The following is a 14,806-nucleotide window of genomic DNA, read 5'->3' as shown; positions in this document are numbered from 1 at the left end:
TCGAGCGTTCGAACGAAAATCAGAAGGCGAAGGTGAGGGCGCCGACCAGACGGCCGTCGTAGTTCTCACCCAGGTCGTGCTTGTCGGTGTCGTACCAGCGGACATCCACGGCGATGGCGTCGGTCAGCTTGTGCTTCACGCCGACGTTCCAGGCGACGTAGTCGGCGCCGCCGTGAGCGCGGCGATTGCCGACGGCCACCGAAGCCTTCGTGCTGGACGAAATCTTGTAGGCGCCCTGGGCCTCGACCCACCAGGCTTCCCGGGTCGACGCGAAGCCATCGTCCGTATAGTTGACGCGGACGCGGGCGCTGACCGGACCGATGCTGCGCGAGACGTCGGCCTGATATTCCCAATAGTTTTCATCGACTCCGGCGGCGGCGCCGGGCAGTTCGCGGTTCACGACCGCGAAGTCGAACTCGAAGCCGAAGGCCTCGGGAGCCCAGCCCACGGTGGTGACGATTTCGGAATCCGAACCCTGGGACAGTTCAGCGGTCGAGGCGAAGACACTGGCGTGGAAGTCACCCTGGGTGACTTCGATCTGGCCGGACCAGGCCACTTCGCCGTTGCTCTTGGCGACACCCTTGCCGAGGTACTCACTGGCGACGCCGACCTGGAAGTCGAACTCGGGATCCGCCATGGCCGGACCGGCGATGGCGAGACAGACGATCGCGGCGGCGGACGAAACAATCGCGCCAATCCGGCGCACATTCTTGAAAGCGATGGAGGACATTCTTACCCCTGGTTGTTGAGGGGGATAGTCGGGGTAACGCTAATATTCTTCGTAAACTTGACGGTACGTACAAACTCGTAAGGCACGAACTGTTGCACATTTGTCGCTGGCCGGAGGCCGGCGCCCCGGCCCGGCGGCGGCTTTCGGCTCCTCCGATCAACCCGTAAGAGGATCGCGCCCCAGGGCGACGAAATCCCCCCACGGACGAGTTTACTTTCCCGCGGCGCGAATCGTCCGACGATCCGGCTTCCACATGCAATATTGTCGCGCGGGACACATACGTATTTTCCCTTACAAAGATAGTTGGTATGCCTGACTCGAACGAAGCGAAGGCTTCGGTGGAGGGAGGGGTCGATCCGGTCACCGGAATCGATCTGAAAAGGGTGACAGGCACGCGCTCGGCATCGGAGGTTCTGTTCTCCATGGCGACCACCCGGACCTACCGTGGGTGGCGGGCCTACCTGCTGGCCGTTCTTTCGGTGGCCGCCTGTTTCGCGCTGCGCGGCGCGCTCGAGTTTTTCGGTGACTTCTTCTACCTGCCGGCGGTGCCGGCGGTGGTGCTCACGGCCATGCTGGCGCGACGGGCGCCGACGGCGCTGGCCATCGCCCTGTCCATCGCCGGGAACATCCTGCTGGTCCCGCGCGCGGGCATCGCGGACACGGTCATCAACGCCGGCCTGTTCGTGGCGGTCAGCTGGTTGGTGGCGGAAATCTGCTGGGCGCAGCGACGCATGCATCGCCGGTCCATCGAGCTGACCCGGACCCTGGCCGGACGCAATGCGGTGCTGGACACCGTCCTGGCCACGGTGCCGGTCGTCATTCTGGATCGCGGCGGGCGCATCCGCCGGCTGACCCCGGCGGCGGCGAGCCTGTTCGATGTTGACAGCGCCACCACGGCGGGTCGGCCCTTCGGCGATCTGGTGCACGGCTTCGATCTGTCCCGACAGGGCGACAAGGCCTCGAACGGTCCGCTGGAGGCTCCGACCGGGCACTGGATCGGCCGCCGTCCGGACGGCAGACCGCTGATCCTGAGCCTGCAGATGGGCGTGATGCCCGAGGCGTCGGAAGAGGACTATGCGGCGGTCTGCATCACCGATCTGACGGAGGCCGAGACGGCCACCGAGCGGGCGCGCGAGCTGGACATCCAGCTGAACCACGTCTGGCGGCTGAACTCATTGGGCGAGATGGCGGCGACCCTGGCTCACGAGCTGAACCAGCCGCTGAGCGCGGCGACTACCTATATGCAGGCCAGCCAGCGCGACATCGAGCGCGCCGGACTGATCGGCCAGAGCGCGGCGCGGACGCTGGAGCTGGCGAAGGGGCAAATTCTCCGGGCCGGGACGATTATCCGTCGCATGCGCGATATGCTGGCCACCGGGACACGCGGACTGGGCGACGAGCAGATTTCCTCCATGATCGAGGACCTGGGCCCATCTTTCGCCCTTATTAGTCGCGACAGGGCGGTCGAGATTCGCACTGTTATCGCTAACAACGACGATACCGTGCGGGCCGAGCGTATCCAGTTTCAACAAGCCCTGATCAACCTGGTCCGTAACGCCGCAGAGGCGGCCGCGGGGCAGGCGCAACCCGTTGTGGTGATCCGTGGCGTGTCCTTGGGCGAAGAGGGATATCGGGTGACGGTAGAAGACAACGGTCCGGGCATTGCCGGCGATGACATCGAAAGCATCTTCCGTCCGATGACGACCACCAAGTCCTCCGGCATGGGTCTGGGGCTGTCGGTGACGCGCAAGATCGTCGAGAGCCACGGCGGCGCCCTGACCGTCGGACGCAGCGACATGGGCGGGGCCGCCTTCACTATCGACCTGCCGCGCGGAGCTGACGAAGGATGAACGACATCAGGCATTCGGTCTTCGTGATCGACGACGACGCGGCGGTGCGGGACTCGTTGCTGTACCTGCTGCGGAGCGAAGGGGTCCGGGCGCGCGGCTTCGCCAGCGGCGCCGACTTCTTCGCCAACCTGCCGGAGGACCGCTCCGCCTGCGTCGTCACCGACATCCGCATGCCCGGGATGGACGGCACCGAGGTGGTGCACCGCCTGAACGAACTGAACGACCGCACCTGGCCGGTCATCGTCTTCACCGGCCACGCGGACGTGCCGATGGCGGTGCAGCTGATGAAGGCCGGCGTCATCGACTTCATCGAAAAGCCATTCGATCCGGTGCGGATGCTGGAAACCGTCAAGGGCGCGCTGGAACAGCTGGACGACCTGTCGGCCCGGCAGGAGCAACGGCTGGAGACGGACCGCAAACTGGGCCTGCTGACCCCGCGCGAACGTCAGGTGTTCGACGCCCTGATCGAGGGCAAGTCGAACAAGGAGATCGCCCTGCTGCTGTCGATCAGTCCCCGGACGGTCGAGATTTTCCGCTCCAAGGTGATGGACAAGATGCAGGCGGACAGCCTGTCGGCGCTGGTCCGCATGGGCCTGTCGGTCGCCCCGCAAGCCTGACGCGCGGCGAACGCGGCCTTGCGGCCCCGCGGGTCGGGATCGATATGAGCCGGCCTCCCCCTCACGTCACGGAATCCGACCATGAGCGATCACGCTTCCCCGCCCCGCCCGACCGGCCAGCCCGTCGGCCGGGTGATCGCCATGCCCGCCGACACCAACCCCGAAGGCGACATCTTCGGCGGCTGGCTGCTGGCCCAGATGGACCTCGCCGGCGCCACCCCGGCCTTCGAACTGGCGCAGGGTCGCTGCGCCACCATCGCGCTGGACGGCATGGTCTTCCACCAGCCGGTGTCCGTGGGCGACGAGGTGTCGATCTATGCGAAGGTCATCAAGACCGGCCGCACCTCGATCCGCGTGCACGTCGAGGCCTGGAAGCGCGCCCGCAACCATGTCGCGGCCGAATCCGTGCGCGTGACCGAGGGCGTCTTCACCTATGTCGCCATCGACAGGGACCGGAAGCCGCGCGCCCTGCCGGGTCTCGACGCGCCCGCGACCTGACCGGCGCGCAGCCGGCAATAACCCCTCGAAACAGTCGGAAATCTTGACCTGCGGCCCCTTCGGGCCTACCTCGCGGGCATGACCGTTCGCCGTATCCTCACCATCGACAACGCCGCCGATCTGGCCGTGCTGAAGAAGATCTCCACTCCGGTCGAAGGTCCGGTGACCGACGAACTGCGCGGTCTGATGACCGACATGCTCGACACCATGTACGACGCCCCGGGCATCGGCCTGGCCGCCGTGCAGATCGGCGACACGCGCCGGGTGATCGTCATGGACCTGGGTGACAAGCTCGGCGACGAGGACGTGGATCCGTCGACCCTGAGCGAGGAAGAGCGCGCCCAGTGGGAGGCCGCGCGCCGCAACCCGCGCTTCTTCGTCAACCCGGAGATCGTCTGGACCTCCGAGGAGACCGTGCCCTACGACGAGGGCTGCCTGTCGATCCCGGAATATTTCGACTCCGTCGAACGCCCGGCCCGCTGCCGCATCAAATATCTCGGCTTCAACGGCGAAGCGATCGAGGAAGAGTGCGAGGGCCTGTACGCGGTCTGCATCCAACACGAGATGGATCACCTGAACGGCGTCCTGTTCATCGACCACCTGACCCGCCTGCGCCGCGAACGCGCCGTGGCCAAGGTCAAGAAGGCCGCGAGGATGGCCGCCTGATGGCTCGCATGAAACGCAACCGCGACCGCATCATCGACACGCGCGGCCGGCGTCGTCTGACCCGCAATGAAAAGGTCGGCGTCGCCTCGGTCGCCGCCATTGTCGGCGTGGCCGCCGTCGGCGTGGTCGCGGGCATCCTTCTGGATCGCCTGCTGGACTTCAATGACGCCCTCGACGCCGGCGGCGAGTGGGATGAGGGCGGCGGAGTCTCGACCCGCTGGGAGTAAGAGGCTAGGAGGCCCGCCATGCGCCTCGCCTTCATGGGTACCCCCGACTTCGCCGTGCCGTCGCTGGCCGAACTGATCGCCAGCGGTCATGAGGTCGTGGCCGTCTATTCCCAACCGCCCAAGCCGCGCGGACGCGGCCAGAAGCTGACGCCCTCGCCGGTTCACGCCTTCGCCGAGACCATGGGCCTGCCGGTGTTCACGCCCGCATCCATGAAGTCGCCCGAGGCCATCGCCGACTTCCAGAGCCTCGATCTGGATGCGGCCTGCGTGGTCGCCTACGGCCAGATTCTGAAGACGGAGGTGCTGGAGGCGCCGCGTCTGGGCTGTTTCAACCTGCACGGCTCGCTGCTGCCCCGGTGGCGCGGCGCCGCCCCGATCCAGCGCGCCATCATGGCCGGGGACAAACAGACCGGCGTACAGATCATGCGGATGAGCGAAGGTCTGGACGAGGGTGACGTCCTGCTGTCCGAGATCATGGACATCCATTCCGACGACACCGCCGCCACCCTGTCGGAACGCATGTCGCACACCGGCGCCAGCCTGTGGCCGCGTGCGCTGGCCGCCATCGACCGTGGCGGCGCCGCGGGCACGCCGCAGGTCGGGGAGCCGACCTATGCCCGCAAGATCACCCCGGCCGAGGCCCGCATCGACTGGTCCCGTTCCGCCGCCGAGGTGGACGCTCACATTCGCGGCCTGTCGCCCTTCCCCGGCGCCTGGTTCGAGGCGCCCGGCGTCGAGGGGCCGGTGCGGATCAAGGCGCTGTTGTCAGGTCTGACCGAGGGATCGGGGGCGCCCGGAACGGTGCTGGACGGCGACGGCTTGCGTATCGCCTGCGGCGAGGGCGCCGTGCGCCTGATCCGCGTTCAGCGCGAGGGCAAGGCCCAGCAGGCGGCGGACGAGATGCTGCGTGGGTTCAGCCTGCCCGCCGGAACGGTTCTGGCCTGATGCCCCGCTACCGGCTGACCGTTGAATACGACGGCTCGGGCTACAACGGCTTTCAGGTGCAGGCCGGACAGCCGACCGTGCAGGGCGCGCTGGAAGCGGCGATCAGGGCCTTCTCGGGCCAGACCATCCGGCTGGCGGCGGCGGGTCGCACCGACACCGGCGTCCATGCGACCGGTCAGGTGGTCAGCTTCGATCTGGAGAAGGACTGGCCCGAGCACACGGTCATGAACGCCATGAACGCCCACCTGATCACCGAGGCGGTGTCGGTGCTGGACTGTGTGGCGGTCGATGACGAGTGGCACGCCCGCTTCTCGGCCACCGGGCGCAAATACCTGTATCGCATCCTGAACCGCCCGGGCCGCCCGGCGCTGGATCTGGGTCGGGTCTGGCATGTGAAGAAGCCGCTGGACGCCGAAGCCATGCACGCGGCGGCGCAGACGCTGGTGGGCCTGCACGACTTCACCACCTTCCGCGATGTGAACTGTCAGTCGAAGTCGCCGGAGAAGACGCTGGACGTGGCCCGCGTCACCCGCGTCGGCGAGGAGGTGCATCTGGTGTTCGAGGCGCGCAGCTTCCTGCACCGGCAGGTCCGCTCGATGACCGGCACCCTGTGCGAGGTCGGGCTGGGCCGCTGGACGGTGGAGGATGTGGCCAGGGTGCTTGAGGCGAGGGACCGCGCCGCCTGTGGCCCCGTGGCCCCGTCGGACGGCCTGTATCTGACCGGCGTGGTGTATTGAGGCGCAGAAACACAAAGGCCCGCCGGACGCACCGGCGGGTCTTTTCATTCGCGCGATCCGAAGGATCAGTTCTTCGCGCGTTCGGCGCCGGTGGTGACGGCGCTGCCGGCGGCGGACACGTCACGGCCGACGCCCGAGACGGTGTTGCAGGCCGAAACGGCCAGGGCGGCGGCGACGATGGTCAGGGCGATGATCTTTTTCATGGGAAAGTCTCCGGGGAAACGTTGAACCTGCGCCGTAAACGCAAGCGTGGCCGTGCGGTTGCATGGTCAATGCATCGCGCAGTCTGCTAGATCGCCTCCATGACCCAGCCCGCGAATACCGCCGCCCGCCGCCTTGTCGAAACCCTGATCGTGAACGGCATTGATCGCGTCTTCTGCGTGCCGGGAGAAAGCTATCTGGCCGTGCTGGACGCGCTGGCCGATGTGCGGGACCGGATTCAGGTCATCGCCTGCCGCCACGAGGCGGGCGCAGCCAACATGGCCGAGGCCTATGGCAAGCTGACCGGCAAGCCGGGCGTCTGCATGGTCACGCGCGGGCCGGGCGCGACCCACGCCTCCATCGGCGTGCACACGGCGCATCAGGACTCGACCCCGATGATCCTGTTCGTCGGCCAGATCGCCCTGACCGACCGCGGTCGCGGCGCCTTCCAGGAGGTCGACTACCGCGAGGTGTTCGGCGGGCTGGCCAAATGGGCGACGGAGCTGGAAAGCCCGGCGCGCACCGTCGAGGTGGTCGAGCGCGCCTTCTCCACCGCCCTGCAGGGCCGGATGGGGCCGGTGGTCATCGCCCTGCCCGAGGACATCCTGCATGAGGACGGCGGCCCCGCCCCGATGCGCCCGGTCGTCCCGGCGAAGGCCGCGCCGGACCCCGCCTTCATCGCCGCCCTGGCGGAGAAGCTGGCGAAGGCCGAGCGCCCCCTGCTGGTGCTGGGCGGTTCGGGCTGGACCGACGAGGCGACCACCGCCATCGGCGACTGGGCCGAGCGGCTGGGCCTGCCGGTCGCGCTGTCCTTCCGCCGCAAGGACCTGATCGCCAACGACCGCCCCAACTATGCGGGCGACCTCGGCCTGGGGCCCAATCCGAAGCTGATCGCGCGGGTGAAGGCGTCGGACCTGATCGTCGCCATCGGCGCGCGGCTGGGGGAGAACCCGACCCTCGGCTACACCCTGCTGACCCGCGAGGGCACGGCGCAGACGCTGGTGCACAGCCATCCGGGCGCCGAGGAGATCGGCCGCGTCTGGCCGGCGGCGCTGGGCGGGGTGGCCGACAACTCGCTGGCGGCGCTGGCGATCTCGACCATAGAACCGGGCCGCGACTGGCGCGCCCAGGCCGCCGAGGCGCACGCGGACTATGAGGCCTTCATCGCGCCCGTGACCGTCACCGGCGCGGTGAACATGAGCGAGGTGATCCGCCACATCACCGAGGTTCTGCCCGCCGAAGCCATCCTGACAAACGGGGCCGGGAATTTCGCCGCCTGGCTGCACCGCTTCCACCGCCACAACGCCCGCCGGACCCAGCTGGCCCCGACCTCGGGCGCCATGGGTTACGGCTATCCGGCGGCTCTGGCGGCCAAGAGCGTCCTGCCCGACACCGACGTGGTCTGCATCGCAGGCGACGGCGACTACCTGATGACCGGGCAGGAGATCGCCACGGCGGTCCAGTACGGCATCAACGCGGTGGTGGTGATCGTCGACAACGGCGCCTACGGCACCATCCGCATGCATCAGGAGACGCACTATCCGGGTGCGGAGCGGGTCATGGCCACCGATCTGAAGAACCCCGACTTCGTGAAATACGCCGAGGCGTTCGGGGCATTCGGCGTGCGTTGCGAACGCACCGAAGACTTCCCCGCCGCCTTCGCCGCGGCCCGGAACGCCGGACGGCCCGCCGTCGTTCACCTGATCACCTCGGCCGAGGACATCGCCCCCACCCGGACGATCACCGGCCTGCGTTCGAAGTAGGAACCGCCATGCGCATCGCCGCCCTGTCCGCCGCCCTCGTCGCTCTGGCCGGTTGCGCGAGCACGCCCGGCGAACCGGGGCTTCCCGGATTGCCCGGGACGCAGGGCGAGCAGGCGACCAACCAGAACGACTGCGCGGTGATCGCCGCGGTGGCCAAGGGGCACTACCAGTTCGGTGCGGGCAACACCCCGCCGCCCTTGTGGCTGTTCAGCGAGGGCGGCGACTGGAAGCCGGTCTGCGAGTGGAGCCGGTACGGCGTCAGCTTCCCGACCACCTATGATCCGAACCGTCCGCATCAGCCGGGCGACCGGGTGCAGTGGGTGCAGTTCCGGAAGCCGGTCTATGACGGGCGCGGCGCGACCATCGAGGCGGGCATCCTGCACGGGCCGCTGGCCGGAATGGGCGTGCGCTGCCGGGTGGTTTCGGGCATCGCCGGCTGGACGCTGGCGGGCCAGTGCGAGAACACCTGGATCTCCTGACAACGCCCCGGTGACTGGAAGGCCGGGCGCCCCTATGTTCGCGCCATGACCGACGCGACGCCCGAGACCACCGCCCCTGACACGCCCGTGGAAGGCGGCCCCGTGCGCCTGTGGATGATCGACGCTTCGGCCTACATTTTCCGCGCCTATCACGCCCTGCCGCCCCTGACGCGCAAGTCGGACGGCCTGCCGGTGGGCGCGGTGCAGGGCTACTGCAACATGCTGTGGAAGCTGCTGCGGGACATGAAGGGCGAGGACGGGCCGACCCATCTGGTGGCCATCTTCGACCATTCGGAGAAGACGTTCCGGAACAGCCTGTACGATCAGTACAAGGCCCACCGGCCGCCGCCTCCCGAGGATCTGGTGCCGCAGTTCCCGCTTGTGCGCGAGGCGACGGCGGCATTCGGCGTGCACTGTGTCGAACTGCCCGGCTTCGAGGCGGACGACCTGATCGCGACCTATGCCTGCAAGGCGCGGGACGCCGGGGGCGAGGCCGTGATCGTGTCGTCCGACAAGGACCTGATGCAGCTGATCGGGCCGTCTGTGGTGATGTGGGACCCGATGAAGGACCGACGGCTGGCGGAAGACGCCGTCTTTGAGAAGTTCGGCGTCGGTCCGGAGAAGATGATCGACCTGCAGGCCCTGATCGGGGACAGCGTCGACAACGTGCCAGGCGCGCCGGGCATCGGGCCCAAGACGGCGGCGCAGTTGCTGGACGAGTACGGCGATCTGGACACCCTGCTGGCCCGGGCGGGTGAAATCAAACAACCCAAGCGTCGCGAGACCCTGATCAATCTCGCCGACCAGATCCGGTTGAGCCGCGAGCTGGTGAAGCTGGACTGCGACGCGCCGGCGCCCGAACCGATCAGTGATTTCGCCGTGCGCGATCCCGATCCGGAAATCCTGGGCGCCTTCCTCGACCAGATGGAGTTCCGCAGCCTTCGCAACCGTGTCGGCGACGGCAAGGCTCCGGCCAAGGACGGTTCGGCCTTCGCGGCGCGACCGAAGGCGATGACCGCCCCCGTCATCTCGCCCCGCTATGCCCCGCAGGCGGTTTCGACCGACGTTGCGGTCCAGCCGTTTGACCACGAGGCCTATGTCGTCGTGCAGACCCTTGAAGCGCTCGACGCCTTCATCGCCCGCGCGACCGAAGCCGGGGTGGTGGGTTTCGACACCGAGACGGACGCCCTGAGCGCCACCCACGCGGGCCTGTGCGGCGTGTCGCTGGCGCTGGGGCCCAACGACGCCTGCTACATTCCCCTGACCCATGAGCTGGAGCCGCCGGCGGGCGGCGGGGGTCTGGACTTCGGCGACACGGTCGATACGCGCGAGCCCATCGTCCAGGTCGACAAGGCGACGGCTCTGGGCCGCCTCAAAACCCTGCTGGAGAACCCCGCGGTCCTGAAGGTCGGCCAGAACATCAAATACGACATCGCCGTCATGGCCGGGCGCGGGATCACCGTCGCGCCCTACGACGACACCATGCTGATCAGCTATGTGCTTGAGGGCGGGCTGCACGGGCACGGGATGGACGAGCTGTCCCGCCTTCACCTCGGCCACGAGCCGATCCCGTTCAAGGCGGTCTGCGGCACGGGCAAGAGCCAGAAGTCCTTCAAGCATATCGAACTGAAGCCGGCGACGCAGTATGCGGCCGAGGACGCCGATGTGACCCTGCGTCTGTGGCGCATCCTCAAGCCGCAGCTGGCGGAGCGGGGGCTGGTCACCGTCTATGAGACGCTGGAGCGCGGCATGCCCGCGACGCTGGCGGCGATGGAGCGCGAGGGGGTCCGGGTCGATCCCGTCCGTCTGCGCGCCCTGTCCAGCGAGTTCGGGCTGAAAATGGCCGAGCTGGAGCAGAAGGCCCACGACCTGGCCGGGCGCCCGTTCAACATCGGCAGCCCCAAACAGCTGGGCGACATCCTGTTCGGCGAGATGAATCTGCCCGGCGGCAAGAAGACCGCCAGCGGCCAGTGGGGCACAGACGCCAGCGTGCTGGAAGAGCTGGCCCTGACCCATGAACTGCCGCGCGTCCTGCTGGACTGGCGCCAGCTGGCCAAGCTGAAAGGCACCTATACGGACGCCCTGATCGAGGCCGCCGACGACCGGACCGACCGCGTGCACACCAGCTATCAGCTGGCCGCCGCCACGACCGGCCGTCTGGCCTCAAGCGATCCGAACCTGCAGAATATCCCGATCCGCACGGCCACCGGCCGCCAGATCCGTCAGGCCTTTATCGCCGGGCCGGGCAATGTCCTGATCAGCGCCGACTACAGCCAGATCGAACTGCGCCTGCTGGCCCACATCGGGGACATTCCGGAGTTGAAGCGCGCCTTCAAGGCGGGCCTCGACATTCACGCCGCCACCGCCAGCGAGATGTTCAACGTCCCGCTGGACCAGATGGACCCCGAGACCCGCCGCCGCGCCAAGGCGATCAATTTCGGCATCGTCTACGGCATCTCCGCCTTCGGTCTGGCCGCCCAGCTGGGCATCGACCAGGGCGAGGCCGGAGCCTACATCAAGACCTATTTCGAGCGCTTCCCCGGCATCCGCGCCTATATGGACGCGACGAAGGCGCAGGTGCGCGAGACGGGGACGGTTTCGACCGTCTTCGGCCGCCGCATCCACATCCCGGCCATCCACTCCAAGTCGGGCGCCGAGCGCCAGTTCGGCGAACGCGCCGCCATCAACGCCCCCATCCAGGGCGCCGCCGCCGACATCATCCGCCGCGCCATGATCCGCATGCCCGCCGCTCTGGAGGCCGCCGGCCTGTCAGAGGTGAATATGCTGCTGCAGGTGCACGACGAACTGGTGTTCGAATGCCCCGAAGGACTGGCGGAGCGGGCGATCGTCGAGATCAAACGCGTGATGGAGGGCGCGGCCGAACCCGCCGTGGCCCTGTCGGTGCCGCTGGTGGTGGACGCCCGGGCGGCGACGAACTGGGACGAGGCGCACTGAGAGCGCTAACGAGACAGGCGCGAATTTCTTCGAACTCAACAACCACGGTTACCAATCGTTTGGGTGCGGTGCGGTAAAGGTTGACCCAGGGAGAGAGTTTCCATGGGTCTGTACGCCACCATCGCCCCCCATCTGACCACCAGCGCGCGCGAGCGACGGGGGCAGGTTCTGGTGCGCATCGTTCTCGGCGCGATGATCTGCTGGATGCTGCACGCCGCAGGATGGAGCCCGCTGATCGGCCCCTGGCTGGCGTTGACCGCTGCGGTTCAGGTGCTGGAGTGGTGGGCCCTGGCGCCGTTCCGCGCGGGGGCCGGGCCCGAGGTCGAGCGGCATGCGGTCATGCTGCCCGCGATCGGCTCAACCGCGCTGATGGCCGGAATTCATGCGGGCGCGGCGGTGGTGATCTGGAGCAGCGGCGACCAGATCCTGTCGACGACGGCGGTGCTGATCGTCGTCGGAGGAACGATCAACAACCTGGCCTCCGGCATCGAGAGCCGGATCCTGTTCCTGATCGGCACGACCCCCTATGCGGCGGCTCTGGTGGCCATGCCGGTGACCCGCTGGCTGAACGGAGGTACGGGCGAACTGCCTCTATTGTTCGGGTGCGTGCTGCTGTTCTTCGGGGCCATTCTGAGCGTCTGGAGCCGGGTGCACGCGGCGCGGATGGCCGAGATCGCCGCGCTGGGCGAGGCGAGCGTGCGGCTGGAGCAGGCAGAGGCGGCGATGGCCGATCGCGCCGCCATGGCCGCCATCGTCAGCCATGAGCTTCGCACGCCGGTCAGCGCCATTCTGGCGGGCGCGCATGTGATCCGCCACGGTGACCGGCCCGAGGCCACGCCCGAGACGGCGGACCTGATCATCGACGCCGGGCGGCTGATGACGGGGATGCTGAACGACCTGCTGGACCACTCGAAGATCGAGGCGCGGGCGATGACGCTGGAAACCCGGGACTTCGACCTGAGCGCCCTGCTGGCCGACACGGCGCGGTTCTGGAGCGCGCCGGCGAAGGAGAAGGGGCTGACCCTGACGGCGCCGGGCGACGGCGAGGCGCTGTGGCTCAAGGGCGATCCGTACCGGCTGCGGCAAATCCTGAACAACCTGATCTCGAATGCGATCAAGTTCACAGAGAAAGGCGTGGTGGCGCTGGAGGCCACGGTCGAGGGGGAGGGCGAGCGCCGGACCGTGACCCTGACGGTGCGGGACCAGGGCACGGGCATAGCGCCCGAGGCCATGAGCCGGCTGTTCACGCCCTTCGCGCAAGGCTCGGCTGAAGTGGCGCGGACCTATGGCGGGACCGGGCTGGGGCTGGTGGTCAGCCGCGATCTGGCCCGCCTGATGGGCGGAGAACTGACCGCCGCCAGCGTGGCCGGAGAAGGCGCCGCCTTCACCCTGTCCCTGAGCCTGCCGACCGGCGTGGCCGTGGCCGCTCAGACCGAAGCCGACACGGCCTCGCCGCGGCTGGATCGTCGCCTGCGGGTGCTGGCCGTCGATGACCATGAGATCAACCGCCGGACCCTGTCGCTGGTGCTGCAGCCGCTGGACGTCGAACTGGTCACGGCCAGCGACGGGCACATGGCGCTGGAGGCGCTGGCGACCCGGACGTTCGACGTGGTTCTGATGGACGTGAACATGCCCGGCATCGACGGCAATGAAACGACGCGACGGCTGCGCGCCTCGGAGGGGATCAATGCGGCCGTTCCTGTCATCGGCTTCAGCGCCGGGACCGAGGCGGCCCAGATCGCGGCCTGCCATGCGGCGGGGATGAACGACTGGCTGGCCAAGCCTCTGGAGCCCGCAAGGCTGTATGCGGCGCTGGACAAGGCCATCCACCCGACACCTCCCGACACGGGCCCGGATACGGAACGGGACGCGGCCTGATCCCGACGCTATAGCGGGCGGATGAAGACCATCGACGTTCTGATCGTCGGCGCGGGCGCCGCCGGAATGATGTGCGCCATCGAGGCCGGGCGGCGGGGACGGTCCGTGCGCGTAGTCGATCACGCGCGGAACCCCGGCGAGAAAATCCGCATCTCGGGCGGCGGGCGCTGCAACTTCACCAATACGGGGACGAGCCCGGCCAATTTCCTGGGTGAGAACCCGCGTTTCGCGACCAGCGCGCTCAAGCGGTTCACGCAGCACGACTTCATCAAACGCGTCGACAGGGCCGGCATCGCCTGGCACGAGAAGATGCTGGGCCAGCTGTTCTGTGATGACAGCGCCAAGCAGATCGTCCGTATGCTGACGGATGGCATGCGCGAGGCGGGCGTGACCCTGTCGATGGGCGTGGCGGTGGACCGGATCAGCCGCATGGACGGCGGGTTCGAGGCGGCCCTGTCGGACGGGAGCGTGGTGCGGGCGGCGTCGCTGGTGCTGGCCACCGGCGGCAAGTCGATCCCGAAGATGGGCGCGACGGGCTGGGCCTATGAAACGGCGCGGACCTTCGGCCTGCGGATCACCGACACGCGCCCGGCGCTGGTACCGCTGACCTTCGAGCCGGGCCTGCTGGAGAAGCTGGCGCCGCTGGCCGGCCTGTCCGTCGAGGCGGTGGTCAGCCATCGCGTCCCGGCGGACGGCGGAGCGCCGGGACGACCGACGGGCGACACCAAATTCGCCGAGGGCCTGCTGTTCACACACCGGGGGCTGTCCGGGCCGTCGATCCTGCAGATCAGCAGCTACTGGCGCGAAGGCGAGGCGATCACGGTGCGGATGGCGCCTGGCGAGGACGTCTATGCGACGCTTAAGGCCGCCAAGGAGGAGAACGGCAAGCAGATGGTGCATACGGCGCTGGGCCACATCGTCCCGCGCCGTCTGGCCGAGAGCGTCTGCGAGCGTGAAGGCGTGAAGGGCAAGCTGGCCGAGGTCGGCGACAAGGTCCTGCGCCGTCTGGACGAGGCGGTGAACGGCTGGACCGTTAAGCCGGTCGGATCAGAGGGCTATCGCACCGCCGAGGTGACCTTGGGGGGCGTCGCCACCGACGAACTGGACCAGCAGACGATGGAGGCGAAGTCGGTCCCCGGCCTGTTCGTCATCGGCGAGGCGGCGGACGTCACCGGCTGGCTGGGCGGGTATAATTTCCAGTGGGCCTGGTCGTCGGGCTGGGCGGCGGGGCAACATTGTTAAGGGCGCCAACACTCGCGA

At 68.2% G+C, this 14,806-nt stretch carries 14 protein-coding genes; 12 read left to right on the top strand and 2 right to left on the bottom strand.

Annotated elements, in window-relative coordinates; all coding sequences use genetic code 11:
• Nucleotides 1-19: 19 nt before the first annotated feature.
• Nucleotides 20-730, bottom strand: a complete 711-nt coding sequence (locus tag ACODRV_RS05420) for a TorF family putative porin (RefSeq protein WP_488907681.1) — start codon at nucleotides 728-730, stop codon at nucleotides 20-22.
• Between the two features lie 308 nt (nucleotides 731-1,038).
• On the opposite strand from ACODRV_RS05420, the gene ACODRV_RS05415 reads away from it, so the two are divergent.
• The 7 genes from ACODRV_RS05415 (at nucleotide 1,039) to truA (ending at nucleotide 6,270) form a co-directional block, all read left to right on the top strand.
• Nucleotides 1,039-2,580: a sensor histidine kinase gene (locus ACODRV_RS05415; RefSeq protein ID WP_488907680.1), complete on the top strand. Its 1,542-nt coding sequence runs from the start codon at nucleotides 1,039-1,041 to the stop codon at nucleotides 2,578-2,580.
• A complete protein-coding gene (locus tag ACODRV_RS05410) occupies nucleotides 2,577-3,197 on the top strand; it encodes a response regulator transcription factor (protein ID WP_141625389.1) in 621 nt (206 codons plus the stop codon). The genes ACODRV_RS05415 and ACODRV_RS05410 overlap by 4 nt, the downstream gene beginning before the upstream one ends.
• Before the next feature lie 81 nt (nucleotides 3,198-3,278).
• Complete coding sequence (locus tag ACODRV_RS05405; protein ID WP_141625388.1) at nucleotides 3,279-3,695, top strand: acyl-CoA thioesterase; 417 nt, start codon at nucleotides 3,279-3,281, stop codon at nucleotides 3,693-3,695.
• Nucleotides 3,696-3,773: 78 nt separating this feature from the next.
• Nucleotides 3,774-4,361: a peptide deformylase gene (locus ACODRV_RS05400; protein ID WP_488907679.1), complete on the top strand. Its 588-nt coding sequence runs from the start codon at nucleotides 3,774-3,776 to the stop codon at nucleotides 4,359-4,361.
• Complete coding sequence (locus ACODRV_RS05395; RefSeq protein ID WP_488907678.1) at nucleotides 4,361-4,588, top strand: hypothetical protein; 228 nt, start codon at nucleotides 4,361-4,363, stop codon at nucleotides 4,586-4,588. Before ACODRV_RS05400 ends, ACODRV_RS05395 begins: the two co-directional genes overlap by 1 nt.
• A gap of 18 nt (nucleotides 4,589-4,606) precedes the next feature.
• The gene (gene fmt, locus ACODRV_RS05390; protein WP_141625385.1) at nucleotides 4,607-5,533 is read left to right on the top strand and encodes a methionyl-tRNA formyltransferase; all 927 of its coding nucleotides are present in this window, start codon (nucleotides 4,607-4,609) and stop codon (nucleotides 5,531-5,533) included.
• Nucleotides 5,533-6,270 carry a tRNA pseudouridine(38-40) synthase TruA gene (truA, locus tag ACODRV_RS05385; RefSeq protein ID WP_488907677.1) on the top strand — a complete coding sequence of 246 codons (738 nt, stop codon included), beginning with the start codon at nucleotides 5,533-5,535 and terminating at the stop codon, nucleotides 6,268-6,270. The genes fmt and truA overlap by 1 nt, the downstream gene beginning before the upstream one ends.
• 65 nt (nucleotides 6,271-6,335) lie before the next feature.
• Here the strand turns inward: truA and ACODRV_RS05380 are convergent, their stop codons facing one another.
• Nucleotides 6,336-6,473 carry an entericidin A/B family lipoprotein gene (locus tag ACODRV_RS05380; protein WP_141625383.1) on the bottom strand — a complete coding sequence of 46 codons (138 nt, stop codon included), beginning with the start codon at nucleotides 6,471-6,473 and terminating at the stop codon, nucleotides 6,336-6,338.
• Nucleotides 6,474-6,572: 99 nt separating this feature from the next.
• Between ACODRV_RS05380 and ACODRV_RS05375 the strand changes: the two genes are divergently transcribed.
• The 5 genes from ACODRV_RS05375 (at nucleotide 6,573) to ACODRV_RS05355 (ending at nucleotide 14,788) form a co-directional block, all read left to right on the top strand.
• A complete protein-coding gene (locus tag ACODRV_RS05375; protein ID WP_488907676.1) occupies nucleotides 6,573-8,234 on the top strand; it encodes a thiamine pyrophosphate-binding protein in 1,662 nt (553 codons plus the stop codon).
• 8 nt (nucleotides 8,235-8,242) lie between these two features.
• Nucleotides 8,243-8,713 (top strand): hypothetical protein, encoded by a 471-nt coding sequence (locus ACODRV_RS05370; RefSeq protein ID WP_488907675.1) that lies wholly within the window; start codon nucleotides 8,243-8,245, stop codon nucleotides 8,711-8,713.
• A 45-nt stretch (nucleotides 8,714-8,758) separates the two neighbouring features.
• Nucleotides 8,759-11,668: a DNA polymerase I gene (gene polA, locus ACODRV_RS05365; RefSeq protein ID WP_488907674.1), complete on the top strand. Its 2,910-nt coding sequence runs from the start codon at nucleotides 8,759-8,761 to the stop codon at nucleotides 11,666-11,668.
• 102 nt (nucleotides 11,669-11,770) lie between these two features.
• A complete protein-coding gene (locus ACODRV_RS05360; protein WP_488907673.1) occupies nucleotides 11,771-13,546 on the top strand; it encodes an ATP-binding protein in 1,776 nt (591 codons plus the stop codon).
• Between the two features lie 21 nt (nucleotides 13,547-13,567).
• On the top strand, nucleotides 13,568-14,788 hold the full coding sequence (locus ACODRV_RS05355; RefSeq protein WP_488907672.1) for a BaiN/RdsA family NAD(P)/FAD-dependent oxidoreductase: 1,221 nt from the start codon (nucleotides 13,568-13,570) through the stop codon (nucleotides 14,786-14,788).
• Nucleotides 14,789-14,806 lie beyond the last annotated feature (18 nt).

It is taken from the genome of Brevundimonas sp. FG8 (assembly GCF_057808845.1).
Note: the sequence above shows the minus strand (reverse complement) of the source record. Positions and strands in the feature narration are given on the sequence as shown.